Source organism: Micromonospora sp. NPDC049275, assembly GCF_043197115.1.
GTDB lineage: Bacteria > Actinomycetota > Actinomycetes > Mycobacteriales > Micromonosporaceae > Micromonospora.
This window is the reverse complement of record NZ_JBICSN010000001.1, coordinates 790,606-816,519: the sequence shown is the minus strand read 5'-3', so window position 1 is coordinate 816,519 and position 25,914 is coordinate 790,606. Positions and strand designations below refer to the sequence as shown.

The window sequence follows — 25,914 nt, the reverse complement described above, 5'->3', positions numbered from 1 at the left end:
GTGCCCGCCAGCAGCCCACGGGCGACGCCCGTCACCTGCACAACCTTACGAAGCGAGGAAGCGAAGATGGCACGTGCGGTCGGTATCGACCTCGGCACGACGAACTCCTGCGTCAGCGTTCTCGAGGGCGGTGAGCCCACCGTCATCGCCAACGCTGAGGGCTCGCGGACGACCCCGTCGATCGTCGCGTTCGCCCGCAACGGCGAGGTGCTCGTCGGTGAGGTCGCCAAGCGCCAGGCGGTGACCAACCCGGACCGGACGATCCGTTCGGTCAAGCGCGAGGTCGGCACGAACTGGTCCGTCGACATCGACGGCAAGAAGTACACGCCGCAGGAGATCTCGGCCCGGACGCTGATGAAGCTCAAGCGGGACGCCGAGGCGTACCTGGGCGAGCAGATCACCGACGCGGTGATCACCGTCCCGGCCTACTTCAACGACAGCCAGCGTCAGGCCACCAAGGAGGCCGGTGAGATCGCCGGCTTCAACGTGCTGCGGATCGTCAACGAGCCGACCGCGGCCGCCCTGGCGTACGGGCTGGACAAGGGCTCCAAGGAGCAGACCGTCCTGGTCTTCGACCTCGGCGGCGGCACCTTCGACGTGTCGCTGCTGGAGCTGGCCGAGGGCGTCATCGAGGTCAAGTCGACGAGCGGTGACAACCACCTCGGTGGCGACGACTGGGACCAGCGGATCATCGACCACCTGGTCAAGACGTTCCGCGGCGAGCACGGCATCGACCTCGGTCAGGACAAGATGGCCCTCCAGCGCCTCCGTGAGGCCGCCGAGAAGGCCAAGATCGAGCTGTCCGCCGCCACCACCACCAACATCAACCTGCCGTACATCACCGCAGGCGCGGCCGGCCCGCTGCACCTCGACGTGACGCTCAGCCGCGCCGAGTTCCAGCGGATGACGCAGGACCTGCTGGACCGCTGCAAGGGCCCGTTCGAGCAGGCCGTGAAGGACGCCGGGATCAAGATCTCCGACGTCGAGCACGTCATCCTCGTCGGTGGTTCGACCCGGATGCCCGCCGTGACCGACCTGGTCAAGCAGCTCACCGGTCGCGACCCCAACAAGGGCGTCAACCCGGACGAGGTCGTCGCCGTCGGCGCCGCCCTGCAGGCCGGCGTGCTCAAGGGTGAGGTCAAGGACGTCCTGCTGCTCGACGTGACTCCTCTGAGCCTGGGCATCGAGACCAAGGGCGGCATCTTCACCAAGCTCATCGAGCGCAACACCACCATCCCGACCAAGCGCTCCGAGGTCTTCACCACGGCGGACGACAACCAGCCGTCGGTGCTGATCCAGGTGTTCCAGGGTGAGCGGGAGATCGCGGCGTACAACAAGAAGCTCGGCACCTTCGAGCTGACCGGCCTCCCGCCGGCGCCGCGCGGCGTGCCGCAGATCGAGGTCGCCTTCGACATCGACGCCAACGGCATCGTCAACGTGCACGCCAAGGACCTGGGCACCGGCAAGGAACAGAAGATGACGATCACCGGCGGCTCCTCGCTGCCGAAGGACGACATCGAGCGGATGCGCCGGGACGCCGAGGAGCACGCGGAGGAGGACAAGCGCCGTCGCGACGACGCCGAGACCCGCAACGTGGCCGAGGCGCTCCAGTGGCAGACCGAGAAATTCCTCGCCGAGAGCGGCGACAAGCTGCCCAGCGAGAACCGGGAGCAGCTCAACGAGGCGCTCGGTGAGCTGCGCGGCGCCCTGGGCGGTCAGGACATCGAGAAGATCAAGACGGCGCACGAGAAGCTGGCGCAGGTCTCCCAGCAGGCCGGTTCGCTGCTCTACTCCCAGCAGGCCGAGCAGGGCCAGCAGCAGCCGGGCGGCGAGGCCGGTCCGGGTGCGGCCGGTGCGACAGGTCCGCAGGCCGGCACGGCAGGTGGCGCCGACGACGTGGTCGACGCGGAGATCGTGGACGAGGACGGCAAGAAGTGACAATCGGCCTCCGACACGTAACCACGGCGAAGGGGATGAGGTAGCCGCATGACGCAGAAGCCACGAGCCGCCGACCCGGGCGACACCGGGTCGACGCCGGGTGGCTCCGCGCCCACGGAGCCGGCCACCGGCGACGGGGAGCGGGTCGTCATCCGCAACAACCGCAAGCTCACCGACACGTCGGAGCCGGAGGGGACCGCCGCGGACGCGGAGACCGGCGCACCGGCCGAGGGCCTCGTCGAGGACGCCGAGGTCGTGGTCGACGAGATCGAGGTCGAGGTCAACGCCACCGACGGGCCGGAGCCGTCCGGCCCGCCGGTGGTGGACGCCCCGGCGCAGCCGGTGGACGGCGGTGGTGTCGGCACGTCGCTCGGCGCTGAGCTGGAGGCGCTCCGGGCCGAGCTGGACGAGCGCACCCGAGACGTCCAGCGGGTGTCGGCGGAGTACGCCAACTACCGCAAGCGGGTCGACCGGGACCGCAGCCTGGTGCAGGAGCAGGCGACCGGCTCGGTGCTGGCCGCGCTGCTGCCGATCCTCGACGACCTGGACCGGGCCCGGGAACACGGCGACCTGGTCGGGCCGTTCGGAACGGTGGCGGAACAGCTCACCACCGCGCTGGGCAAGTTCGGCCTGAACGCCTTCGGCGAGCAGGGCGACCCGTTCGACCCGACCCGGCACGAGGCGGTCGCGCACCAGACCTCGGCCGAGGTCAGCGAACCGACCTGCGTGCAGGTCATGCGACGCGGCTACCAGCTCGGTGAGCGGCTGCTGCGCCCCGCGCTGGTCGCGGTCGCGGATCCGGAATAGTGCGAGACGGTGACCGGGCCGTCCCGTCCCCCGCACAGCGGTGGGCGGGACGGCCGGGCCACGACGGTCGGAAGGAGGAGGTGGTGGACCGGTGAGTTCGAAGGACTGGCTCGAGAAGGACTTCTACGCCGTGCTCGGCGTGGACAAGGCCGCCTCCGCGGACGACATCAAGAAGGCGTACCGCAAGCTGGCCCGGGAGTCGCACCCGGATCACAATCCGGGCGACCCGAAGGCCGAGGAGCGGTTCAAGGCCGTGTCCGAGGCGTACAACGTGCTGTCGGACGCCGGCCGCCGCCGGGAGTACGACGAGATGCGGTCGCTGTTCGGCTCGGGCGCGTTCCGGCGCAACGCCCGGGCGGGCGGCCAGCCGGGCGGGATGCCGTTCGACGTCTCCGACCTGTTCGGCGGCGGTGCTGCCGGTGGCGGTGACCGCCGCTTCGGCGGGGCCGGCTTCCAGGACCTGTTCAGCTCGATCTTCTCGGGCGGGCAGGCCGGTGGGCAGGCCGCTCCTCGTGGTCCGGCGCGCGGCCGGGACGTGGAGACCGAGGTGGCACTCGACTTCGGTGACGCGGTGCGCGGGGTGACCCTGCCACTGACGTTGCGCGCTCCCGGCGTCTGCGACACCTGCCACGGCAACGGCGCCAAGCCCGGCACCCAGCCGCGTACCTGCCCGGTCTGTCACGGCGCCGGGGTCACCACCCGCAACCAGGGGTCGTTCAGCTTCTCCGAGCCGTGCGGCAACTGCCAGGGCGTCGGCACCGTGGTGGAGGAGAAGTGCCCGGAGTGCCACGGCAGCGGCGGGGTCACCAAGACCCGCACGATGAACGTGCGCTTCCCGGCCGGTGTGGCCGACGGTCAGCGCATCAGGCTGGCCGGGCGCGGTGAGCCGGGCGAGCGTGGTGGCCCGGCCGGCGACCTGTTCGTGCACGTCAAGGTCCGGCCGGACGAGCTGTTCGGGCGTACCGGAGACGACCTGACGTTGACGGTGCCGGTGACCTACGCGGAGGCCGTGCTCGGCACGGACCTGCGGGTACCCACGCTCGACGGCGCGGTGACGTTGCGGGTTCCGCCGGGCACGCCCAGCGGGCGGGTGCTGCGGGCCCGGGGCAAGGGTGTGGTCCGTCGCGACGGGCAGGCCGGTGACCTGCTGGTCACCCTGGACGTGGTGGTGCCGGCCCGGCTGTCCGACGAGGCGCGGGCGGCGCTTGAGGCGTTCGCCGAGCAGAGCCCGCCGGCGGCGCGGGAACATCTCGACGCCCGGGTGCGTCGGGTCGGTTAGTCCGGTGGGATGGACGCGGAGGTGAGCGGGATGTCGGGCGAGTTCCTCGGTTCGGGTGACCCTGCCTACGAGGCCAAGGTGCTCATGATCTCGGTGGCGGCACGGATGGCGGGGATGCACCCGCAGACCCTGCGCCAGTACGACCGGTTGGGGCTGGTGCAGCCGGGCCGGGCGGCCGGCGGTGGCCGCCGGTACAGCGTCCGGGACGTGGTGCTGCTGCGCGAGGTGCAGCGCCTCAGCCAGGACGACGGGATCAACCTGGCCGGCGTCAAGCGGATCATCGGGCTGGAGCGGTTGCTGGAGCAGGCGCAGCAGCGGGTCGCGCGGCTGGAGGCGGAGCTGGACGCCGCGTACCGCCGGGTGGCCGAGCTGGAGTCGCTGGCCCGCTTCCCGGGCCGGGATCTGGTGCCGACCAACCGCACGTCCACGGCGCTGGTGGTCTGGCGTCCCCGCCGTACGCCCGATCGCTGACCCTGTTTCCTCGGCCTGGCCCGTGCCGGATTTTCCGGCGCGGGCCAGGCCGCTTCCGTTAGCCTGTCGATACGGGTCCTATCGCCTTAATTCGGGCCTATCGGCGCGGTTGGGGGAGCGATGGCGGAGCCGGCGAAGAAAGTGGCCCAGCAGACGGAGGACCGGCTGGAAGACCTGGCCGACACCGTCCGGGAGAAGTTCGACAGGGTGACCGAGGGAAGTTTCCGGGATCGGATCATCGAGGGGCGATTCGCCGAGGAGTCCGACGGCGACCATCGTCGAGCCGAGACCGAGCGCAAGCAGGACTGATCCGGTAGCCGACGTGCGGGCCGGGACCCACGGGGGGTCCCGGCCCGTTCGCCTTGATCCACTCGGTTTCCTGGAAGTCGTGTTCGACTAAGCGGGAAAGCCCGATTTCCGGGAAGGCGAGTTGACCAAGAGTGTTCGGATGGGATCTCAGCCGAGGCGGCGGTTTTCGCGGACCAGGCCGCCCTCGCACCAGTCCCGATAGACGAAGAGATCCGGTCGGGCCAGCAGCACGCGGCCGTTGTGCGCCCAGATCCTCATCAGCTCGTCGCCGTCGCGCTCGGCCTGCTCGACCAGCTTGCGGAAGCGGCGCTTGGGGTGGGCGCGGAAGTTCGTCCGGATGCCGTCCGCGGCGTAGATGTAGAGGCAGTGCAGCGCGAAGCGCCGCGCGGGGCAGGTCGGGTCCATGGCCAGCTCGAAGAGCGTCAGCACCAGGCGGTCGCCGGAGACCAGCAGGTCCCAGTCGGGTGGCATGGAAGCCAACGGCACCGAATCGGGCTGGAACGCCCAGGCTCGCAACTCCGCCGGCGTCGGATCGACGGGGTTGGCAAAGCCGTGGAACGTCGACTCCTGCACGCTCACCGGCCAACCTTCCGCTCTCGCCCGCGTCTGGCAACGCTGCCTGCGGACCGTGGCTGCTGGGGCGAAACGGTAACCCGCCGCCGGTTGCTGCGGTAGTACCCGCAGGGAGCAATTCGGCATCCGCCGGCCGGGGCGGCCCGAACGCCCGTTCGGGTGTCCTGGCCACCACCGCTGCCGCGCCGAAGGGTACGGCAGCGGCGGTGCGCGTCAGTCGTGGATCGGCACCGGGTCCCGCCGCTGGGCCGCCGCGCGGTTGCGCAGCCACCGCTTGAACCACGGGAAGTCCGGCAGCCGCGCCAGGATCGGCCCGGTCACCACGGTGATCAGGACGTACGTCGCGGCGAGCGCGGCCAACCGCGGCTCGACGCTGCCGGCCGCGACCGCGAGGCCGGCGATGACGATCGAGAACTCCCCTCGGGGTACGAGCGCCAGGCCGGCCCGCCAGCGACCGGGTTCGGCGATACCGACCCGGCGGGCCGCGAGGTAACCGGTGAGCGTCTTCGTCGCCATGGTGACAACGGCCAGCGCGAGCGCCGGCAGCAGCACCGGCGGAATGTCCTGCGGGTCGGTGGTCAGGCCGAAGAAGACGAAGAACACCGCCGCGAACAGGTCCCGCAGGGGCGAGAGCAACTCGGTGGCGTGGTGCGCCACCGGGCCGGAGAGGGCGATGCCGACCAGGAACGCGCCGACCGCCGCCGACACCTGGAGCGACGCGGCGAGGCCGGCGATCAGCAGGGTCAGGCCGAGTACGCCGAGGAGCAGCGCCTCCGGGTCCTTCGCCGACAGGGCGGACGAGATGAGGTGGCCGTACCGGATGGCGACCACGAGCACGATCAGCACCGTGCCCACCGCGACGGTGAGCGCGATGCCGCCGCCGAGCAGGCCGGTGCCGGCCAGGACGGCGGTGACCAGCGGCAGGTAGAGCGCCATCGCCAGGTCCTCGATCACCAGCACCGAGAGGATCACCGGGGTCTCCCGGTTACCGAGCCGACCCAGGTCGGCGAGGACCTTGGCGATGACCCCGGACGAGGAGACCCAGGTGATGCCGCCGAGCACCAGGGCGGCCACCCAGTTCCAGCCGAGCAGCAGGGCGAAGATGGCGCCGGGTAGCGCGTTCAGCACCCCGTCGATCAGGCCGGCCGGTGCCGCCGAGCGGAGATTGCCGACGAGTTCGTTGGCCGAGTACTCCAGACCGAGCATCACCAGCAGCAGGATGACGCCGATCTCGGCGCCGACCGCGAAGAACTCCTCGCTGGCGTCGAGGGGTAGCAGCCCACCGTGCCCGAAGGCGAGCCCGGCGAGCAGGTAGAGCGGAATGGGCGACAGGCCGAAGCGCCGGCTCAGCCGACTGAGCAGCCCGAGCAGCAGCAGCAGCGCACCGACTTCGATGAGCAGTGTGGTGAAATCGTGCATCCGCCTCAGCCGTCCGGGTCACTGTCGGCGAGGATGGCGGACACGCCGTCGAGACCCTGACGGGTCCCGACCACTACCACCACGTCACCGGCCGCGAAGCGGAAGGAGGGCTCGGGCGACACGTTCACCGTGCCGTCGCGCAGCACCGCCACGATGGAGGCGCTGGTGCGGGTACGCGCCTTGGTGTCGCCGAGCTTGCGGTTCACGTACCGCGACCCCGCCGGAATGGCGATCTGCTCGGTGAGCAGACCGGCAGCCTGCTCGCGCAGCCCGGAGAGCTGACCGAGCATCAGCGACGCGCCGAGGATGTCGGCCAGCGCCTCCGCCTCGTCGTCGGTAAGCGGGATGTCCGCCTGGCAGGCGTCGGGATCATCCGGGTCGTAGAGGACAAGATCACGGCGGCCATTGCGGTGGGAGACCACGCCCAGGCGGCGTCCGGACTCCGTCACCAGATCGTGGCGTACCCCGATCCCCGGTAAGGCGGTCTGCTCGACACGTACTCGCACCCGTCCAGGCTACCGCTAGGTAAACAAAAGGCAGATCTTGCAGCGAGCGCACCCACCCGCCGCGCCCACCGCGCGAGATCTTGGACGGTAAGTGCCCTTCTAGGGGCAGTTTCCTACCAAGATCTACCGCTTGTCGGTGACGTAGGTGCCCTTGCCCTGATGGCCCTCGATCAGGCCCTCTGCCTGCAGGATCAACAGGGCCGACCGGACGGGCTCGGCGGACACGCCGTAGTGCGCGGTCATCTCGCGCAGCGAGGGCAACTTGTCCCCGGGCGAGTATTCGCCAGAGGCGATCTTGTCGCGGATGTCCTGCGCGATGCGTTGGCGGTCCGAAACACGGGGCATGGGGCAACTCCTGCACCGCCCGCCTGCCCCGCCGAGCCGGCCGCTGACCCGCCACCGAGCACCGCCCCGGGTGATCCACTCGACTTCGGCGAAATCGCCCTATCCCGGTGGCCCGGATACCGCGCTTTCCAGGAAGTCGAGTGGATCTAGCGGCGGTCGACGCGTCGGTGCCCGCCCGGGTGAGTGGGCGGGCACCCGCGGCGCGGACTGGTCAGCGGAGGCTGGCGAAGAACTCGCGGATGTCGCCGACCAGGACGTCGGTGGCCTGGTGGGCTGCGTAGTGACCGCCGACGTCACCGCGGCCCTCGACGTCCGTCGCGTACGCCGTCCAGCGGACGATGTTCGCGTGGTCCCGCTCGGCGAAGCGGCGGATGGACTGGAAGTCGCCGGGGAACATGGCCAGCGCGGTCGGTGCCGTGGTCGGCTCGGACGGCTGCTCACCTGCGTGCGCGTCCTCCCAGTAGAACCGGATCGCCGAGGCGGCCGTGCCGGTGAACCAGTAGAGCGCCACATTGGCCAGGACGAAGTCGTCGTCCAGGCTCTCGTCGAAGAGTTGGGCGTTCCAGGCCAGCAGCCCGACGGGCGAGTCGGCCAGGCCGTACGCCAGGGTCTGCGGTTGCTGGCTGTGCACCTGGTTGAAGGAGAACTTGTTCTCGTAGAACCACTGGAGGTGCCCCAGCGCGGCCTGGTCCGCCTCGGACAGTCCGGCGAACTCGGCCGGGTCGCCGGACGGGAACGAGAAGAGCTGGGTGACGTGCACGCCGAGGACGTGCTCGGCGTCGATCCGGCCCAGTTCCGGCGCGACCATCGAGCCGGCGTCGTTGCCGATGGCGCCGTAGCTGTCGTACCCCAGGCGGTTCATCAGCTCGGCCCAGGCGCGGGCGGTGCGGAAGCGGTTCCAGCCGGCGCTGCGGGTGGGGCCGGAGAACCCGAAGCCCGGCAGCGACGGGATGACCAGGTGGAAGGCCGGCGCGGCCGGGTCGTTCGGCTCGGTGAGCGGGCCGATCACGTCGAGGTATTCCAGCACCGAGCCCGGCCAGCCGTGGGTGAGCACAAGGGCGGTGGCGTCCGCGCGGGACGACCGGACGTGCAGGAAGTGGATCTGCTCGCCGTCGATCTCCGTGACGAACTGCGGGTGGGCGTTCAGTCGGGCCTCGACGGTCCGCCAGTCGAACCCGTCCCGCCACCTGTCGACGAGGGCGCGCACCCGATCGGCGCTCATGCCGTACGCGTCGCCGGTGCCGGGCAGCGCGGCGGGCCAGTTCGTCCGACCGAGGCGGACGGCCAGGTCGTCGAGGGCGGTCTGCGGGATCTCGACGCGGAACGGACGGATCGCGGTGCCGGTCATCTCGAACTCTCCTTCGGAACGGAATGTTTCGTTCTGCAATCACAGTAGCAGAGCGGAACGATCCGTTCCACTGTTAGGCTGACGACATGTCAACGCCCCCCAGGCCCCTTGCCGGCCGCCGCGCCCAGGCCGCCCGCAACGACGAGGTCATCCTCGAAGCCGCCCGCGCGGTCTTCCTCGACGACCCGAAGGCGCCGATCGCCGCCGTCGCCGACCGCGCCGGCGTCGGCATCAGCGCGCTCTACCGGCGGTACGCGGGCAAGGAGGCCCTGCTGCGCCAGCTCTGCCACGACGGGTTGCGCCGCTACCTCGCCCTGGCCGAGGGGGCGCTCGCCGAGCCGGACGACTGGGCCGCGTTCGCGGGGTTCCTGGCCGGGGTGGTCGACGCCGACGTGCACTCGCTCACCGTCCACCTGGCCGGCACCTTCACGCCGACCGAGGAGATGGGCCGGGACGCGCTGCGCGCAAGCGAGCTGGCTGCCGCGTTGGTCGAGCGGGCGCACGCCAGTGGGCGGTTGCGCGCGGACGTGGTCGTGCAGGATCTGGGGCTGGTCCTGGAGGCGTGCGCGGCGGTGCGGGTGCCCGATCCGGAGCGGACCCGTCAGCTGCGCCGCCGGCAGCTCGCCGTGCTGCTGGGTGGACTGTCGACGGCGGCGGACTCCGATCCGCTGCCCGGCCCGCCCCCGGCGGCCGGGGAGTTCGACTGGCGGTGGCGCCTGCGGGAGTGATGGGCGTCACAGCGGTAGGGTTGAGTGGAATACGCTCAACTCTGGTTGTGTCCAACCCAGTGGACAACGCCGATCCGGGGGAGCCCATGAACACGGAAAGACTCACCACCAAGAGCCGCGAGACCATCACCGGCGCCGTCGCGCTTGCCAACCAGCGTGGCCACGCCACAGTCGAGCCCTGGCACCTGCTGCTGTCCCTGCTGGACACCGACGGCTCGACCGCCGCCGGCCTGCTGCGCGCCGTCGGGGCCGACCCCGCCGAGCTGCGTCGGGCCGCCCAGCGTGCGGTCGACGCCCTGCCGGCCGCGCGGGGCTCCAGCATCGCCGAGCCCACCCTGGCCCGGGAGTTCGTCAACGCCATCGGCGCGGCCGAGCAGATCGCCCGGCCGCTCGGCGACGAGTACACCTCCACCGAGCACCTGCTCGCCGGCCTGGCCCAGGTCGGCGGTGCGGTGTCCGCCGCGCTGAAGTCGGCAGGCGCCACCGAGGAGGCCCTGGTCGCCGCCTTTCCGACCGTTCGGGGTGGCGACCGGCGGGTCACCACCGCCGATCCGGAGCAGACCTACCAGGCGCTCACGAAGTACGGCGTGGACCTGACCGCCAGCGCCCGCGACGGCAAGATCGACCCGGTGATCGGCCGGGACTCGGAGATCCGCCGGGTGATCCAGGTGCTCTCCCGACGTACGAAGAACAACCCCGTCCTGATCGGTGAGCCCGGCGTCGGCAAGACCGCCATCGTCGAGGGCCTCGCCCAGCGGATCGTGGCCGGCGACGTGCCCGAATCGCTACGCGACAAGAAGCTGGTCTCGCTGGACCTCGGCGCGATGGTCGCCGGCGCGCAGTACCGGGGCCAGTTCGAGGAGCGGCTGAAGTCCGTCCTGGAGGAGATCAAGAACTCCAACGGGCAGGTCATCACGTTCCTCGACGAGCTGCACACGGTCGTCGGCGCCGGCAAGGGCGAGGGTTCGATGGACGCCGGCAACATGCTCAAGCCGATGCTGGCCCGTGGTGAACTGCGGATGGTCGGCGCGACCACCCTCGACGAGTACCGCGAGCACATCGAGAAGGACCCGGCGCTGGAGCGGCGCTTCCAGCCGGTGCTTGTCGGTGAGCCGACGATCGAGGACACCATCGGCATCCTGCGCGGGCTCAAGGAGCGCTACGAGGTGCACCACGGCGTCCGGATCACCGACGCCGCGCTTGTCGCCGCCGCGACGCTCTCCGACCGGTACATCACCGACCGGTTCCTGCCGGACAAGGCGATCGACCTGGTCGACGAGTCCGCGTCCCGGCTCCGGATGGAGATCGACTCCCGTCCGGTCGAGGTGGACGAGATCGAGCGGGCGGTCCGCCGGCTGGAGATCGAGGAGATGGCGCTGGCCAAGGAGCCGGACGCCGCGTCCGCCGAGCGGTTGGCGCGGCTGCGCCAGGAGTTGGCCGACAAGCGCGAGCAGCTCACCGTGCTCTCCGAGCGCTGGCAGACCGAGAAGAGCCACATCACCAAGCTCTCCACCGCCAAGGAGGAGTTGGAGCGCCTGGGCGGCGAGGCCGAGCGGGCCGAGCGGGACGGGGAGTTGGAGCGTGCCGCCGAGCTGCGCTACGGCCGCATCCCGGCCCTCAAGGTCGAGCTGAAGCAGGCCGAGGAGGAGCTGGCCCAGCTCCAGGCCGACGGCGCGATGCTCAAGGAGGAGGTCGGCGCGGACGACATCGCCGCGGTGGTCGCCTCGTGGACCGGCATCCCGGCCGGCCGCCTGCTGGAGGGCGAGACGGCCAAGCTGCTGCGGATGGAGGAGTCGCTGGGCGGCCGGGTGGTCGGCCAGGCCGAGGCCGTCGGCGCGGTCTCCGACGCCGTACGCCGGGCACGGGCCGGTGTCGCCGACCCGGACCGCCCGACGGGCAGCTTCCTCTTCCTCGGCCCGACAGGTGTCGGCAAGACGGAGCTGGCCAAGGCGCTCGCCGAGTTCCTCTTCGACGACGAGCGCGCGATGGTCCGCATCGACATGAGCGAGTACGGGGAGAAGCACTCGGTGGCCCGCCTGGTAGGTGCCCCACCCGGGTACATCGGCTACGAGGAGGGCGGGCAGCTCACCGAGGCGGTGCGCCGCCGCCCGTACTCGGTGATCCTGCTGGACGAGGTGGAGAAGGCCCACCCGGACGTCTTCGACATCCTGCTCCAGGTGCTCGACGACGGTCGGCTCACCGACGGGCAGGGCCGCACGGTGGACTTCCGCAACGCGATCCTGATCCTCACGTCCAACCTCGGCTCGTCGGTGATCAGCGACCTGACGCTGGCCGAGGAGCAGCGTCGGGAGGGCGTCCTGGCCGTGGTGCGGTCGCACTTCAAGCCGGAGTTCCTCAACCGGCTGGACGACATCGTGGTCTTCGCCGCGCTGCGCGGGGACGACCTGCGCTCCATCGTCGACATCCAGCTCGACCGGATGCGACGGCGGTTGGCCGACCGGAGGCTCGGCCTGGAGATCACCGATGCCGCTCGGGACTGGCTCGCCGAGCACGGCTACGACCCGATCTACGGTGCTCGCCCCCTGCGCCGCCTGGTCCAGACCGCAATCGGCGACCAACTGGCGAAGGCGCTGCTGAGCGGCACCATCCGAGACGGCAACACGGTGAAGGTCGACCAAACCCCCGGCACCAGTTCCCTGACGGTGACCCCCGCCTGACCAGCGGTGATCAAGAGGTTTGCGTCACGGGACGTCTTCTCATGGCGCAAACCTCTTGATCAACAGGGTGAGAGGTGGGCGGGGAGGGAAAGGGTTGGGGCATGTTCGGGATGCGTGCGGCCTGGGAGCGGGAACTTCGTGCGGCTGTTGACGAGTTGGTCGTCGCCGAGACGCTCGCCTTCGGTGGGGTGGGGATCGCGGGCGCGACGTTGCCGGTGACCGAGGCGTACCACCGCGTCGAGGCCGCGCTCGACGACCACCCCGAGGAGGTACGCCGGCAGCTCGACCGGCTGCTCGCCGAGGGCTCACCCGCCGGCCGGGCGTACGCCGCGACGCTGCTGGAGCGCGCCGACCCGGCGGCGGCCCGGGCGGCGTGGACGTCGCTGCGGGACGACCGCACCGAGTTCACCACCTTCGTCGGCTGCGTCATGGGGCGCTCCACCCTCGGCGACTACGCCACCCAGCGACTCGCGGCAGCGTGACCCTGCCGCGACACCACCCGCCGGCCGCACCAGCGTGGAAGAGCGCAGGGCGTCCGGGCATCCACAATGACCACGCCGGGCGACACGTCGGCTGCCGTCGGTAGCTGAGCTTTCGGTCACGACACGACTCAATTCGGTGCGCGAGGTTGTTACCGTCTGCGCCGACGTACCTGGGGAGGTGGTCGGGTGGACGGGGCGCTTGCGTACCTGGTGGCGGCGTTTGTCGTACTCATCGTGGTCGTGCTCGTGATCGTCGTGCGGACCCGGCGGCGGGCCGCGGCCCGGCCCACCGGAGTGCCGCCGGCCACCGGGCCCACCCGCGACGGCGCCCACCGACTGGCGCCCGGTGATCGCGTGCGGATCGGCCAGCGGGAGTACGTCGTGAGCGGCACCATCCGCCTGGTCGAGGGGGACTGGAGCTGGGTGCAGCACCTCCTCGACGACGCCTCCGGCACGCCACACCGGCTCTCCGTGGAGGGCGACGGCGGCCCCGAGCTGGAGTTGGTGCTGTGGACCGCCGAGCCCGGCGCGACGGTCACCCCCGGCGCACCGACCATCGACCTCGGCGGGCTGCGGTACACCTGGGCCGAGACCGGGCAGGCCCGCTACACCGCCACCGGCGAGACCGGCCTGCCGCCGGCCGGAACGATGCGCTACCACGACTACCAGTCGGGTGGGAACGCCCGGCTCTCCTTCGAGGCGTACGGCGAAGAGGGCTGGCGGGTCGCCCGTGGCGACCTGCTCGACCCCGCCAACCTGGCGATCCGACCCACCGACGACGGGCGCTGAGCGACCCGACGCGCGCGCCGCGTTCGGCACGGCATGCCGGATTGGCCGGTTGCCGATACGGTGTGGGCCCGATCTAGGGAAGGAGAATCGTGGTCGATTCCCAGAGCACGCCGGCCCGTCAGCGGCCATCCACCGTGACCATTTCCAGCTATCTGCTCTACCTGTTCCTGGCGTGCCAGGTGATCAGTCTCATCGTCACCCTGTCCACCATCGGCAAGACCCGCGACGTGCTCCGCGACGCCTACTCGAGCAGTACCACCGATGGCGCCGACCAGGTGGCGGACTTCGTCTTCGCGTTCGCCCTGGGCGCCGGCATTCTCGTGGTGCTGTTCTCGGTCGTGCTGGCCGTGCTGGCCATGTTCAACAACCGGGGTAGCAACGGTTCGCGCATCACCACCTGGATCGTCGGCGGCATCATGGTCTGCTGCACGGGTGGGACCGTGCTCAACGGCGCGGGCGGTGGCAGCTTCGCCACCGGTGGGAACAGCGGCGGCGACATGCCGAGCGGCGACGAGGTCCGGCGCCGCCTCGAGGAGGCGCTGCCATCCTGGATCACCCCGGTCAGCATCCTGCTCGGCGTGATCAGCCTGCTCGCGCTGCTGGCGGCGCTCATCCTGCTGGCACTGCCCAAGTCGAACGAGTTCTTCCGCAAGCCCACCGCGGCCTGGGAGCCCCCGACCCCCGGCGCCAGCTACCCGGGCTACCCGCAGGCGTCCGGCCAGCCGGGCTACCCGTCGACCGGCCAGCCGGGTTACCCGTCCGGTGGCGAGCCGGGTTACCCGTCGACGCCGGGTCAGGCACCCGGATCGGAGCAGCCGGGCACGCCGCCGTCCGCGCCGCCGTCGGGCCCGTCCGGCACCGACCGGCCGGACGACACGCCGCCGGGCGACCGCCCCGGACCGACCCCGCCGTCGACCAGCTGACCGCTGGATAAGCACGACGCCGACGATCCCTCCGAGTAGGTTGCACCCGACGCCTACCGGAGGGATTCGTCGTGTCGTACCCCGAATCGGCACCGCCGCGCCGGCCCGCCGTCGTTCTGCTGGCCTCGACCGTGCTGCTGGTGATGGCGCTGGGCGCACTCGCGTACGCCGTCGTCGACCTGACCGTGCTGGGCCGGACCGTCGACGCGTTCCGGGCCGCCGCTCGCGACACCTCGGCGAGCTCGCAGCAGATCGACGACGTGGTGACCCTGCTGCGCGCGTCGGCGGTTCTGACCGCGGTGGTGGCCGCCCTCTCCGCGCCCGTGCTCGCCGGCCTGGCCCTCGGGCTGCTGACGGGTCGGCGCGGCGTGCGGGTGGCCGCCTGGGTGGTCTGCGGGCTCGGCCTGCTCGCGGGCTGCTGCAGCGTGGCGGTGCTCGTCGGCGAGCGGGCCGCGCCGCTGCGGTTGGGCGCGGACGAGCGGGCCACCGCCGAGCTGCTCGGCCTCATCGCGGACGCGTACCCGTCCTGGTGGATTCCGCTCAACGCCGGGCTTTCGGTCGGGCAGGCCCTCGGTTACCTTGTGGTAGCAACGCTGCTGACCCTGCCGGCGGCGAACGCCTGGTTCGGTCGACACCGTCCGACGGCATCCACCCCGCCGTCCGCCCCACACGCGTTCCCGCCCGTACCGCACCAACCCCCGCAGCAGCCCGCCACACCCCCGTACCCGCCCAGGTGAGGACCCGCCCGTGACGCTCGACCCCACGACCGCCGAGCGACGGGCAGTGGTCACCGGCGCCACGGCCGGCATCGGCGCGGCGTTCGCCCGACGCCTGGCGGCCGACGGCTGGCACCTGGTGCTGGTCGCCCGGGACGCTGGCCGACTGGGTGAGATGGCCGCGGAGTTGGGTGCGCGGCACGGTCGTCCGGCCGAGACGTTGTCGGCGGACCTGTCCACCGATGACGGCTGCGCCGCCGTCGAGCGGCGACTGACGTCCGACAGCCCTGTCCACCTGCTCGTCAACAACGCCGGCATCAGCCTGAACAAGCCGTTCCTGCGCTCCACAGCGGAGGACGAGGCACGCCTGCTCCGGCTCAACGTGCACGCCGTCATGCGACTGACCCTGGCGGCCCTGCGCCCCATGACCGAACGGCGCGACGGGGCAGTGATAAATGTCTCTTCGGTTGCGGGGTTTGGCGCGGTGATGCCCGGATCGACCTACTCGGCCAGCAAGGCGTGGGTCACCAATTTCAGCGACTCCGTCGGCCAGTCGGCACGTCCATTCGGTGTTCGGGTGATGGCTCTCTGCCCCGGCTACACCCGTACCGAATTCCACGAACGGGCCGGCATCAACATGTCGAAGACGCCGGAGTGGCTGTGGCTGCGAGCCGAGGATGTCGTCGACGAAGCCCTTCGTGACCTGCGAAAAGGCAAGTTGGTAAGCATCCCGGCGTGGAAGTACAAGGTGGCAGTCGCCGGTCTGCGACACGCGCCGATCCGGCTGCTCCAGGCGGTCGCCCGCGACACCCGTGGCCGGACCGGCCCCAACAAGCGCTGACCCGTCGACGCAGGGTCTCGTCTAGAACGCCGCCGTCTGGCGTTGGCGCACCGCCTCCAGGCCGGTCGCTGAGCGTAGTCGAACATCGCCAACCATCGGTGCCTCGTCGGGCCGATCGGGGAGGGCCGTGCAGACGCCGTTCAGACTTGCGCAGTAACCTCTACCGCCATGGGGGACCACGACGACCTGCGTAAATTCATTACCGACCTGGCTGTGGTCCACGGACGGGTCGTGCTCTCCTCGGGGCGCGAGGCAGACTGGTACGTCGATCTGCGACGTGTCACGCTCCATAACCAGGCCGCTCCGTTGGTCGGTCGAGCGCTGCTCGATCTCACCGCCGACTGGGAGTACGAGGCCGTCGGTGGGCTCACCCTGGGCGCGGACCCTGTCGCGCTCTCGATGCTGCACGCCGCTGCTCCGACCGGCCGTGCCCTGGACGCCTTTGTGGTGCGAAAGGCGGGCAAGGCGCACGGTCTGCAGCGACGAATCGAGGGACCGGAGGTGGCCGGCCGCCGTGTGTTGGCGGTGGAGGACACGTCCACAACGGGCGGAAGTGTGTTGACCGCTGTCGAGGCGCTTCGCGAGGCCGGAGCCGAAGTCGTGGGCGTGGCGGTTATTGTTGATCGAGGCGCCGGCGACGCGGTGCGAGCCGCCGGATTGCCGTACAGGGCGGCCTATACGTTGGCTGACCTCGGCCTTGTGGCGTAAAAGTTTGCCGATTCGGATCTGCTGATATGCAGGCGGATCGATGCTGCTGGTGGAAGGATGGAATACGTGGGAACTGCGTTGGCCGAAATGACAATGCCTCAGATCTCGCCGCTTGCCGGTGAGCCGATCGAACGTGCCGATGCCGAGCGTCTCGCGGGGGTCCTCAAGGCCCTCGCGGATCCCGCTCGGTTGCGGCTGCTCAGCCTGATCCAGTCGGCCCCCGAGGGCGAGGCGTGCGTCTGTGACCTGACCGCGCCGCTCGGCCTCTCTCAGCCGACGGTCAGTCACCACCTGCGTATCCTCACCGAGGCCGGCTTGCTGGAGCGGGAGAAGCGCGGTGTCTGGGCGTACTACCGGCTGGTCCCGAGTGCGATCGCGACGATCGCCGACCTGCTGACCCCGCCGCGTAAGCGGGCCACCAAGAAGGCCCGCTGACGTAGGCGCTGCGCACCGTCCCATGCCGGGGCGGTGTCCGGTGGCGAACCAGGGGTGGCGCCACCGGTGGGTGATACCTGCTCGTCCTCGGCCGCACCGCCGCAGGGCGGGCCTGACATGCCGACGGCCGACCCCCTCACCAGGGGGCCGGCCGTCGTCGTATCTGGGATCAGCGTTCCTGGCCGTGCCCCGGACGCCGACGGTCGTGCGGGTGCTCGTCGTGGTCGAACTTCTCGCGTACCGCCTCGGCCGCGCCCGCGGCGCTGGCCGCCGCGACCACCGCGACCGCCTCGCCGCGCTTGCGCGCCCGCCGGTCCCGCAGGAACTCGAAGAAGATCGGCAGCACCGAGATCAGGACGATCAGGGCGACCACCGGCAGGATGTAGTGGTCGATCTTGTCGCCGATGGCCCGGTAGATCCGATCGGCCAGCAGGTAGCCGATCAGCAGGATGCCGTCCACCCAGAGCACCGCGCCGACGATGTTCCACAGCAGGAACTGTCGCGCCGGCATGCCCAGCGCCCCGGCGACCGGGTTGAGGAACGTCCGCACGATCGGAATGAAGCGCGCCAGCACCACGGCCTTCGCCGGACCGAACTTCTGGAAGTAGTACTCGGCCTTCTCGACGTACTCCTTCTTGAAGAGCCGCGAGTTGGGCCGCTCGAACATCCGTCGGCCGTACCGCGCACCGAGCAGGTGGCCGAGCTGGGCGCCGAGGATCGCGCAGATCGGCCCGCCGATCAGCAGGCCGGCCAGGGAGAGCCGGGTGCCGTCACCGAAGATGGCATCCGCCACCGGCGAGGCGGCCACACCGGCGAGGAACAGCAGCGAGTCACCGGGGAAGAAGAAACCCACCAGCAGGCCGGTCTCGGCGAAGAGGATCACCCAGACGCCGACCAGCCCGAAGGTCTGCAACAGGTCCTTGGGATCGAGCGGGTTCAGGGCGACGCTCTCCGTGAGGGCGCGGGTCTTCTCAGCTGTGTCCACGGCCACAAAGGGTACCGAAGCTCGTGGTCCGCGCCGCGCCGGACCGGATCCCACCACCCGCGGGCGCAACGTTCCGTCCACCCGTTTCCGTCATCTGGTGCAGGACCTCGGGAGGTGCAGTGACGTACGAGGAGTTCGCGGACTCGCGACTTGCCCCGCTGCTGCGGTATGCGGTGATGCTCACCGGTGATCCGCACCAGGCGCAGGATCTGGTGCAGGAGACGATGGTCCGCGTCCAGCTCAACTGGCGGCGGGTCGCCCACGCGGACTCACCCGAGCGGTACGTACGCCGGATGCTCACCAACCAGTACGTCGACTGGAAGCGCGGCTCGTGGATGCGGCGGGTACTGCTGCGCGGGGAGCCCGACGAGTCCCTGCCGTCGTCCGCCGACCACGCCCAGTCCGCCGTGGACCGGGACCAGATCTGGACCTGGCTGTCCCGGCTGCCACGCCGGCAGCGCGCCACCCTCGTGCTGCGCTACTACGAGGATCTGCCCGACGCCGAGATCGCCGACATTCTCGGCTGCGCCGTCGGGACCGTACGTTCGTCCATCTCCCGGGCGCTGGCCACGCTCCGGGCCGAGTACGTGGAGGTTGGCTCATGATCGAGGATGACCTGCGGGCCGCCTTCGCCCGGCACGAGCCGCTGACCCCGCCGACCGGTCCGCTGCGCGCCGCCATCGACCGGCTGACGATCAGGCGACGCCGTCGCCGTCGCCGCTGGCAGGCCGGTGGCACCGCGCTGGCCCTGCTCGGGGTGCTGGGGCTCGGGGTGCCCCTGCTGACTCCGGAGCGTGCGGGGTCGCCGCCGGCCGCCGAGTTGCTCGGCGAGTCCGGTCGGCCGACGCCCACCGGCGCGCTGAACATTCTGCTGCTCGGCATCGACGGCGACGGGCGGACGACGGCACGCGCGGATGCCTTGCTGTTGGTGCACATCCCGGCCGACCGCAGCCGCCCCTACCTGGTGTCGCTGCCGCGTGACCTGGGGGTGCAGATTCCGGGGCAGGGAACCGACAAGCTGAACGCCGCGTTCCCGTTCGGGGCCGGGTTCACCCGCCCGGAGCTGACCAAGGGGTACGAGTTGACCCGGCGTACGGTGACCGAGCTGACCGGGGTCCGGGTGGACGCCGGCGTGGTTTTGACGTACCGCGCGGTGCGCTCGCTCACCGACGCCGTTGGCGGCGTCCCGACCTGCCTGCCGGAAGCGGTGAGCTCCGTCCACACGAAGCGGCTCTTCCCGGCCGGCTGCCAACGCCTCGACGGCGCCGCGTCGGTCGACCTGCTCCGCCAGCGTTACGGCCTGCCGGAGGGCAGCCAGGACCGGGACCGCAACGCTCGGCTCTTCGCCGCCGGCCTGGTGCGCCAGGCCGCCGACCAGGGCGTGCTCACCGATCCGGTACGCCTCGCCAAGTTGCTGACCACCGTCGGCCCGGACCTGGTGGTGTCACCCGACCGGGGCGCTGTGCTGGACCTGCTGCGGCTCGTCCCCACCCTGCGGACCGTCGATCCGGTCGGGCTCAGCCTGCCGGTCGCCGGGGTGTTTGAGAAGAACCGCTACCTGCGCACCGACCCGAAGCTCGCGCCGGAGTTCCTGACCGCGCTGCGGGAGGACCGGCTGGGCGACTGGGCGGCCCGCCACCCGAAGCTTGTCGACAGCGCCCGCTGAGCTGTCAGCGGTAGTCGTCCTCGTCGGTGGTGACCACCCGGGCCTGCTCCATCGCGTCCCAGTCGTCGACCTCCAGGCCGCGCTGTGGCTCGGGGTCGACGTCGGCGGGGTCGACCGCTGCGGCCTGCTCGACCGCGTCGGCCGGCTCCGCCTCGTGGTCGCGTTCGTCCGCGGCGAGGTGGTCGCCGGGGGTGAAGTCCTCATCGGGCTGACCCATGGTCCCTCCCGGGTTGTCGGGGCACGATTCCCACCACCGTACGGGCTGCGTCGGTGCCGCGCGCGGAAGCCGAGTCGGCCGAATCACCCCGTGACGGCGCGCGCCGATGCCAGGATGGTGGCGTGGGCTTCCTCATCCGACTGGCGATCACCGCTGTCGCGTTGTGGGTGACCACGCTGATCGTGCCCGGCGTCGACGTGCACGGCCGCTCCGGTGGCAACACCGTGCTCACGCTGATCGTGGTGGCGCTCATCTTCGGCGTTATCAACGCGGTGCTCAAGCCGGTCATCCGGGTGGTCGGCTGTGTGTTCTACCTGCTGACCCTGGGCCTGTTCGCGCTTGTGGTCAACGCGCTGCTCTTCCTGCTCACCGACCGGATCGCCCGCGGGCTCGACCTGCCGTTCCAGGTGGACGGCTTCTGGGCGGCGTTGTGGGGGGCGATCGTGATGACAGTGGTCACCTGGCTGATCAGCGTCATCGTGCCGGACCGTCTGGACACCCGGTGAGCGGGTGACACCCCCCTCGATTAGTCCGGCGCACCGCACCTGCGGGATACTGCCGGGCGGAGGACAGCGCGGTCCGGCGCACACGAGAACAACAGCGGCCAGCACGGCCGAGAGTGGTAAGTAAGGAGCGCATCACATGCCCATCGCTTCCCCCGAGGCCTACGCGGAGATGCTGGACCGCGCCAAGGCTGGCCGGTACGCGTACCCCGCGATCAACGTGACCTCCTCCCAGACGCTGAACGCGGCGCTCAAGGGCTTTGCCGACGCGGAGAGCGACGGCATCATCCAGGTCTCCACCGGTGGTGCCGAATACCTGTCCGGTCCCTCGATCAAGGACATGGTCACCGGCGCTGTCGCGTTCGCCGCGTACGCGCACGAGGTGGCCAAGAAGTACTCGGTAAACATCGCCCTGCACACCGACCACTGCCCGAAGGACAAGCTGGACGGGTTCGTGCGTCCGCTGATGGGCATCTCGCAGGAGCGGGTGAAGCGCGGCGAGCAGCCGCTGTACCAGTCGCACATGTGGGACGGGTCCGCCGTGCCGGTCGCGGAGAACCTGCAGATCGCCTCGCAGCTCCTCGACGAGGCCGCCAAGGCCAAGATCGTCCTTGAGATCGAGGTCGGCGTGGTCGGTGGCGAGGAGGATGGCGTCGAGAACGCCATCAACGACAAGCTCTACACCACCACCGATGACGGCCTGGCCATGGTCGAGGCGCTCGGCCTCGGCGAGAAGGGCCGCTACATGGCGGCGCTGACCTTCGGCAACGTGCACGGCGTCTACAAGCCGGGCAACGTCAAGCTCCGCCCGGAGATCCTGAACCAGATCCAGGAGGCGGTCGGCGCCAAGTACGGCAAGGACAAGCCGCTCAGCCTGGTCTTCCACGGCGGCTCGGGCTCTTTGCTGAGCGAGATCCGTGAGGCTCTCGACTACGGCGTGGTGAAGATGAACATCGACACCGACACCCAGTACGCCTTCACCCGGCCCGTTGCCGACCACATGCTGCGCAACTACGACGGCGTGCTGAAGATCGACGGCGAGGTCGGCAACAAGAAGCTGTACGACCCGCGGGCCTGGGGCAAGGCCGCCGAGGCCGGCCTGGCCGCTCGGGTCGTCCAGGCGTGCGAGGACCTGCGCTCCACCGGCACCACGATGACCAAGTAACGACTGTCCACCGACGGCCGGCTCTCTCTCGGGGAGCCGGCCGTCGCCGTCAGGTGGTCAGCAGGCGGACGGCCTCGTGGACGTCGTCGGTGAGGTGGATGGTCGTCGACAGGTCACCGAACGGGGACGCGGCAAGCAGCGGGCGCAGCAACGCCTCCACCGGCAACTCCCGCGTCCAGTAGTCGCGGTCCAGGAAGATGTACGCGCCGCTGGCCCCGTCGGTGCCGTAGTAGGTCTTGGTCGCCGCCTGGAACACCTCCTGCACGGTGCCCGCCCGTCCCGGCGCGAACACGATGCCGCCCCGGGCGAGCCGCAGAATCGTGTCCTCCCGGATGGCGTTCGAGAAGTACTTCGCGATCCGCCCGGCGAACAGATTCGCCGGCTCGTGCCCGTACAGCCAGGTCGGGATCGCCAGCCCACCGCTCCGCGCCCACCCGGCGTCGCCGGCACGCTGGCGGGGCACGATCGCGTACCGCTGCCGGACCGTCAACGCTACTGCCGTGTACCGGTGGTGGTCGGTGAAGTCGGGCGCGGTGGCCAGCAGGTCGATCGCCCCGGTCAGGTCCGCCGCCGGCCGGTCCGCCAGGTACGCGCCGAGGTTCGCCGCCTCCATCACCCCGGGACCGCCGCCGGTCACCACCAGCCGGTCGGCCCGCGCCAGCTCCCACCCCAGCACGGCAGCCATCCGGTACGCCGCGCTGCCGCGCCGCACCGCGTGCCCGCCCATGATGCCCACCACCGACTGCGGCCCGTACCCGCCCAGCCAGGCGCGGGTGGCGTCGGCGAGCGCGTTGTCCACGCCGTGGTCGTGCAGCCGCTGACCGAGCGCCTCCTTCACGTCCGGCAGCGCCCCGCCGTGCGCCCGGTAGTGCTCGTACACCCGGGTGTCGTACATCCCGGCGAACCCACCCTCGGCGAACCCGGCGGCCAGGTCGTCAGGGGTGTAGAGGTGCGCCGGCTGGGTCGGGTACGGCAGACCGGAGAACGGCGGCACCACGTTCGCGCCTCGCCGGACCAGGTCTGCGCCGACCTCCCGGGAGGCGAACCGGCAGCCGACGAAGAGCGTGCCGGTGACCTCGACGGCGGTCAGGTCGGGCACCGGGGCGAGGTCGAGGCGCAGCCCCTGCACGGTAAGCCCGGTCAGGCGCCCGGTGACCAGTCGCCTGTCGAACTCGTCCCGGGTCTGGATCTCGTCGGCGTGCAGGTGCGGTTCGATGACGTCCGTGGGAGGTGGGGTCGGCACCCGGCCATCCTGCCCCTTCGACGGGGCCGGCCAAACCCCGGGCGGGGCGGAAACGACAGGAGCCCGGTGGTCGTGGCCACCGGGCTCCTGCGTAACCGGGTCCTGGGGAGGCTCCGGACCATTAGTTGTAGTGGAAAACACCTGGCAGCGGCATAGGCCGCAGGCGTGACCAACTCCTCAGCCGTTCAGCGGAACGCGTCGGCCGACCCGCTCGCGTGTCGCCCTGTCCAGCGGGTTGAATGGGGCGATGCAGAACCTTTTGCCGGAGCCACCGGCCACCCTCCTGCCCGCGAACGACGAGGCCGACGCCGCCCTGGCCGCTGCCCAGGAGGCCGGCACCGACGAGGCGTTCGCCGAGGTGGCGGCCCGCTTCCCGACCTTCAGCGCGGCCTGGGGTGCGCTCGCGGCCCGGGCGTTCGCCGCCGGTGCGGTGGTGACGGGGTACGCGTACGCCCGCACCGGCTACCACCGTGGCCTGGACCAGCTCCGCCGCAGCGGCTGGAAGGGCCACGGGCCCGTGCCCTGGTCGCACGAGCCCAACCGGGGCTTCCTCCGCTGCCTGTACGTGCTCTCCCGGGCCGCCGACGAGATCGGCGAGGCCGACGAGGCGGCCCGCTGTGCCCAGTTCCTGCGCGACTGCGACCCGGCTGCGGCGGACGCGCTGGCCAGCAACTGACACCGGCCCAGGGCCGGCCCGACGCCGGGCCGGCCCTGGGCGGCTACAACCCTTCGGCGACCGCTGCGGCGATCTTCAACCAGGCGTCCCGGGTGGCCGAGGAGAGCCCGCCGTACCGGATCGGCTCGCCGCTGTCGATGAGCCGCTCGTACGGCGCCAGCAGCACCGCCCGGGTCCGGGCCGCGAAGTGCTCCTGGATGGCCGGCAGGTCGATCTCCTTGCGGGACGGCGGCATCGACACCACTGTCACCGCCTGCCGGACCAGCCGATGCCTGCCGCTCTGCTCCAGGTGGTCGAGCATCCGGGCGGCCGTCTCCGCCGAGTCGTTACGGGCCGACATGGTGACCACGAGCTGGTCGGTGGCATCCATCGACGCCTGCCAGTTCTGTGCCCGGACGTTGTTCCCGGTGTCCACGAAGATCAGCTTGTAGAACCGGCTGACCACCTCGCGGATCTCGGCGAACGCGGCAGCCGTCAGCATCTCGCCACCGGTCGCCGACTCGTCCGAGGCCAGCACGTCGAACATCCCCTCGCCCTGCGAGCGGACGTACTGCGACAGGTCACCGACCCGACCGTGCGCCCCCTGGAACTGCCCGAGGTCGCGCAGCATGTCCCGCACCGTGCGGGAGTGGAAGTCCTGCTGGGCCCGCATCCCGAGGGTGCCCTGCGTCTCGTTGTTGTCCCAGGCCAGCACGTAGCCGCCGCGCTTCTGGCCGAACGTCATCGCGAGCAGCAGGATGGCCACCGTCTTGCCGGCGCCGCCCTTCGGGTTCACCACCGTCACCTGCCGCAGCCCACCGAAGTTGCGGCGCACCATCTCGATGTCCCGCTTGAGCTCCTGCTCGTGCCGCCCCGGCGAGAGCCGGACCAGACCCATCTTGTTGACCACCGCGCGTACGCCCATGGTGGCCACCGGGTCGGCGGGCCGGACCTGCCGGCGGCGGGCGAAGTCCTCGGCCGTCGGCGCGGCAGTTGTCTCCGGCGTCCAGGTGGCGTCCGGGTAACCGGTGGCCGGCACCCGCGCCACCGGGTCGGTCTCCTGATACTGCTGCGGCGGTGTCGGTGGGACCGCTGCGGCGCCCTGCTGCCACGGCGGCGGATACCAGCCCGGCGACGGCGGAAAGGGCCCCGGTGGCGGGGTCGGCACCGCGCCCTGCTGCGGCGGTTCGGCCGGCGCCGGGCCGGGGACCGCCGGCGGGTACGTCTGGGCGGAGTAGGTCTGACCGGCGTACGTCTGCCCCGCCCCGGTGCCCTGGTCGAACACGGGCGGTGGCGCGGGGATCGGTGGTGGCGCGGGAATCGGCGGTGGCGCGACGGTGGCCTGATCCTCTGCCGACGGGGGCAGGTTGGTCGGCCGCTGCGGCGGATACGCCCAGGGGGACTCGGTGGCCGGCCGCACCGCCCCGACGGCCGGGCCGTCCTCCCCGGTACCGGCTGCTTCGTCACCCTGCGGCGCCGGCCCCGCCCCTGCCGCTGCCGGGCCCGCCGCGGCCGGGTCTGTGGTGGAAGGGCCTGCGACTGCCGGGCCTGGGACGGCCGGGCTTGTCGTGGAGGTGCCTGCGGTGTCTGGGCCCGCTGCGGTCGGGTTTGCCACGGCCGGTCGGTCGACGGGAGTTGTTGCTGCCGTCGGGCGGTCCAGGGAGAACGGCAGGTCCAGGTCGACGCCGCCCGACGCCGTCGGCGAGTGGGCGACCTGACCTGGGCCGCGCTCGTCCGCCGGCACCGCTCCGGTCCCGCTGCCCGTCGCCCCGGCTGCGGTGCCCGGCGCTCCGCTAGCGGCGGTGTCGGTCGACCACGCCGCGGTGCCAGGTCCGCCGGTTGCGGTGCCCGGTTTCCCTGCCGCGGTGCCCGGTCCGCCGGTTGCGGTGCCAGGTCCCCCTGCCGCGGTGCTCGCTGACGCGGAGGTGGTCGCCGGCAGGACCGTGTCGGTCGTCGGAGCGCCGGGGGCCGCCTGTGACGTATCGCCGCCTGGGCCGAGGAGAGCGCCCACCCCCGGCGGAACCGGTGACGTCGACGCGACGGGCGGCACGGCCGCAATGGCCGGCGCCGGCGGAATGGCGGGCGCGGGTGGGGTAGCGGGCGCCGATGAACTGGCCGGCGCGGGTGGAGTGGCTGGCGGGTCGGCCGGCGGCCAGCTCGGCTGTGCCGGTGCCCAGCCCGTACC

Annotated in this window: 28 protein-coding genes; 19 read left to right on the top strand and 9 right to left on the bottom strand. The window is 71.3% G+C overall.

The annotated features are described in order from the left end of the window. The first annotated feature begins 66 nt into the window (after window positions 1-66). The 5 genes from dnaK to ACGFIE_RS03860 all read left to right on the top strand — a co-directional run bounded on the left by dnaK (window position 67) and on the right by ACGFIE_RS03860 (window position 4,804). The gene (gene dnaK, locus ACGFIE_RS03880) at window positions 67-1,938 is read left to right on the top strand and encodes a molecular chaperone DnaK (RefSeq protein ID WP_393290684.1); all 1,872 of its coding nucleotides are present in this window, start codon (window positions 67-69) and stop codon (window positions 1,936-1,938) included. A gap of 48 nt (window positions 1,939-1,986) precedes the next feature. Then, window positions 1,987-2,745: a nucleotide exchange factor GrpE gene (locus ACGFIE_RS03875; protein ID WP_363681044.1), complete on the top strand. Its 759-nt coding sequence runs from the start codon at window positions 1,987-1,989 to the stop codon at window positions 2,743-2,745. A 91-nt stretch (window positions 2,746-2,836) separates the two neighbouring features. After that, complete coding sequence (gene dnaJ / locus ACGFIE_RS03870) at window positions 2,837-4,024, top strand: molecular chaperone DnaJ (protein WP_363681046.1); 1,188 nt, start codon at window positions 2,837-2,839, stop codon at window positions 4,022-4,024. A gap of 30 nt (window positions 4,025-4,054) precedes the next feature. After that, window positions 4,055-4,495, top strand: a complete 441-nt coding sequence (locus tag ACGFIE_RS03865) for a heat shock protein transcriptional repressor HspR (RefSeq protein WP_030332087.1) — start codon at window positions 4,055-4,057, stop codon at window positions 4,493-4,495. A gap of 120 nt (window positions 4,496-4,615) precedes the next feature. After that, window positions 4,616-4,804, top strand: a complete 189-nt coding sequence (locus tag ACGFIE_RS03860) for a hypothetical protein (protein ID WP_363681048.1) — start codon at window positions 4,616-4,618, stop codon at window positions 4,802-4,804. A 147-nt stretch (window positions 4,805-4,951) separates the two neighbouring features. On the opposite strand, the gene ACGFIE_RS03855 is transcribed toward ACGFIE_RS03860, so the two are convergent. The 5 genes from ACGFIE_RS03855 to ACGFIE_RS03835 all read right to left on the bottom strand — a co-directional run bounded on the left by ACGFIE_RS03855 (window position 4,952) and on the right by ACGFIE_RS03835 (window position 8,995). Then, window positions 4,952-5,383 carry a hypothetical protein gene (locus ACGFIE_RS03855; protein ID WP_363681050.1) on the bottom strand — a complete coding sequence of 144 codons (432 nt, stop codon included), beginning with the start codon at window positions 5,381-5,383 and terminating at the stop codon, window positions 4,952-4,954. 207 nt (window positions 5,384-5,590) lie between these two features. Further along, entirely contained in the window at window positions 5,591-6,796 is a 1,206-nt protein-coding gene (locus ACGFIE_RS03850; protein WP_393290680.1) for a cation:proton antiporter, read from the bottom strand. Window positions 6,797-6,801: 5 nt separating this feature from the next. Beyond that, entirely contained in the window at window positions 6,802-7,302 is a 501-nt protein-coding gene (locus ACGFIE_RS03845; RefSeq protein ID WP_363681054.1) for a TrkA C-terminal domain-containing protein, read from the bottom strand. A 123-nt stretch (window positions 7,303-7,425) separates the two neighbouring features. Then, the gene (locus tag ACGFIE_RS03840; protein WP_393290678.1) at window positions 7,426-7,647 is read right to left on the bottom strand and encodes a winged helix-turn-helix domain-containing protein; all 222 of its coding nucleotides are present in this window, start codon (window positions 7,645-7,647) and stop codon (window positions 7,426-7,428) included. 211 nt (window positions 7,648-7,858) lie between these two features. Then, entirely contained in the window at window positions 7,859-8,995 is a 1,137-nt protein-coding gene (locus ACGFIE_RS03835; RefSeq protein ID WP_393290676.1) for an epoxide hydrolase family protein, read from the bottom strand. A gap of 86 nt (window positions 8,996-9,081) precedes the next feature. On the opposite strand from ACGFIE_RS03835, the gene ACGFIE_RS03830 reads away from it, so the two are divergent. From ACGFIE_RS03830 to ACGFIE_RS03790, 9 genes are all read left to right on the top strand, one after another. Further along, complete coding sequence (locus ACGFIE_RS03830) at window positions 9,082-9,723, top strand: TetR/AcrR family transcriptional regulator (RefSeq protein WP_393290673.1); 642 nt, start codon at window positions 9,082-9,084, stop codon at window positions 9,721-9,723. Between the two features lie 86 nt (window positions 9,724-9,809). Next, window positions 9,810-12,401, top strand: coding sequence for an ATP-dependent chaperone ClpB (clpB, locus tag ACGFIE_RS03825; protein ID WP_393290671.1), 2,592 nt, complete (start codon window positions 9,810-9,812; stop codon window positions 12,399-12,401). 101 nt (window positions 12,402-12,502) lie between these two features. Continuing rightward, window positions 12,503-12,883 carry a hypothetical protein gene (locus ACGFIE_RS03820; RefSeq protein ID WP_363681062.1) on the top strand — a complete coding sequence of 127 codons (381 nt, stop codon included), beginning with the start codon at window positions 12,503-12,505 and terminating at the stop codon, window positions 12,881-12,883. A gap of 186 nt (window positions 12,884-13,069) precedes the next feature. Beyond that, window positions 13,070-13,672, top strand: a complete 603-nt coding sequence (locus ACGFIE_RS03815) for a DUF4178 domain-containing protein (protein WP_363681064.1) — start codon at window positions 13,070-13,072, stop codon at window positions 13,670-13,672. A gap of 89 nt (window positions 13,673-13,761) precedes the next feature. Beyond that, window positions 13,762-14,595 (top strand): hypothetical protein, encoded by an 834-nt coding sequence (locus tag ACGFIE_RS03810; RefSeq protein WP_393290668.1) that lies wholly within the window; start codon window positions 13,762-13,764, stop codon window positions 14,593-14,595. 71 nt (window positions 14,596-14,666) lie between these two features. Then, on the top strand, window positions 14,667-15,332 hold the full coding sequence (locus ACGFIE_RS03805; RefSeq protein WP_393290666.1) for a hypothetical protein: 666 nt from the start codon (window positions 14,667-14,669) through the stop codon (window positions 15,330-15,332). 10 nt (window positions 15,333-15,342) lie between these two features. Beyond that, window positions 15,343-16,152, top strand: coding sequence for an SDR family NAD(P)-dependent oxidoreductase (locus ACGFIE_RS03800; protein ID WP_393290664.1), 810 nt, complete (start codon window positions 15,343-15,345; stop codon window positions 16,150-16,152). A 168-nt stretch (window positions 16,153-16,320) separates the two neighbouring features. After that, entirely contained in the window at window positions 16,321-16,860 is a 540-nt protein-coding gene (pyrE, locus tag ACGFIE_RS03795; protein ID WP_393290662.1) for an orotate phosphoribosyltransferase, read from the top strand. A gap of 57 nt (window positions 16,861-16,917) precedes the next feature. Then, window positions 16,918-17,295 carry a helix-turn-helix transcriptional regulator gene (locus ACGFIE_RS03790; RefSeq protein WP_007454255.1) on the top strand — a complete coding sequence of 126 codons (378 nt, stop codon included), beginning with the start codon at window positions 16,918-16,920 and terminating at the stop codon, window positions 17,293-17,295. 169 nt (window positions 17,296-17,464) lie between these two features. On the opposite strand, the gene ACGFIE_RS03785 is transcribed toward ACGFIE_RS03790, so the two are convergent. After that, window positions 17,465-18,286, bottom strand: coding sequence for a DedA family protein (locus tag ACGFIE_RS03785; RefSeq protein ID WP_393290660.1), 822 nt, complete (start codon window positions 18,284-18,286; stop codon window positions 17,465-17,467). A 113-nt stretch (window positions 18,287-18,399) separates the two neighbouring features. On the opposite strand from ACGFIE_RS03785, the gene ACGFIE_RS03780 reads away from it, so the two are divergent. Then, window positions 18,400-18,885 (top strand): SigE family RNA polymerase sigma factor, encoded by a 486-nt coding sequence (locus ACGFIE_RS03780; RefSeq protein WP_393290657.1) that lies wholly within the window; start codon window positions 18,400-18,402, stop codon window positions 18,883-18,885. Then, entirely contained in the window at window positions 18,882-19,946 is a 1,065-nt protein-coding gene (locus tag ACGFIE_RS03775) for an LCP family protein (protein ID WP_393290654.1), read from the top strand. The genes ACGFIE_RS03780 and ACGFIE_RS03775 overlap by 4 nt, the downstream gene beginning before the upstream one ends. A gap of 4 nt (window positions 19,947-19,950) precedes the next feature. On the opposite strand, the gene ACGFIE_RS03770 is transcribed toward ACGFIE_RS03775, so the two are convergent. After that, window positions 19,951-20,163 (bottom strand): hypothetical protein, encoded by a 213-nt coding sequence (locus ACGFIE_RS03770; protein WP_393290652.1) that lies wholly within the window; start codon window positions 20,161-20,163, stop codon window positions 19,951-19,953. Between the two features lie 122 nt (window positions 20,164-20,285). On the opposite strand from ACGFIE_RS03770, the gene ACGFIE_RS03765 reads away from it, so the two are divergent. Both ACGFIE_RS03765 and fbaA read left to right on the top strand, forming a co-directional pair. Then, on the top strand, window positions 20,286-20,669 hold the full coding sequence (locus ACGFIE_RS03765) for a phage holin family protein (RefSeq protein ID WP_393290649.1): 384 nt from the start codon (window positions 20,286-20,288) through the stop codon (window positions 20,667-20,669). Between the two features lie 136 nt (window positions 20,670-20,805). Further along, window positions 20,806-21,831 carry a class II fructose-bisphosphate aldolase gene (gene fbaA, locus ACGFIE_RS03760; protein WP_363681080.1) on the top strand — a complete coding sequence of 342 codons (1,026 nt, stop codon included), beginning with the start codon at window positions 20,806-20,808 and terminating at the stop codon, window positions 21,829-21,831. Between the two features lie 49 nt (window positions 21,832-21,880). On the opposite strand, the gene ACGFIE_RS03755 is transcribed toward fbaA, so the two are convergent. Continuing rightward, window positions 21,881-23,074: an LOG family protein gene (locus ACGFIE_RS03755; protein ID WP_393290646.1), complete on the bottom strand. Its 1,194-nt coding sequence runs from the start codon at window positions 23,072-23,074 to the stop codon at window positions 21,881-21,883. 247 nt (window positions 23,075-23,321) lie between these two features. Between ACGFIE_RS03755 and ACGFIE_RS03750 the strand changes: the two genes are divergently transcribed. Beyond that, window positions 23,322-23,750 (top strand): DUF3151 domain-containing protein, encoded by a 429-nt coding sequence (locus tag ACGFIE_RS03750; protein ID WP_266247783.1) that lies wholly within the window; start codon window positions 23,322-23,324, stop codon window positions 23,748-23,750. Window positions 23,751-23,793: 43 nt separating this feature from the next. Here the strand turns inward: ACGFIE_RS03750 and ACGFIE_RS03745 are convergent, their stop codons facing one another. Next, window positions 23,794-25,740: a chromosome partitioning protein gene (locus tag ACGFIE_RS03745; RefSeq protein ID WP_393291283.1), complete on the bottom strand. Its 1,947-nt coding sequence runs from the start codon at window positions 25,738-25,740 to the stop codon at window positions 23,794-23,796. Between the last annotated feature and the right edge of the window lie 174 nt (window positions 25,741-25,914).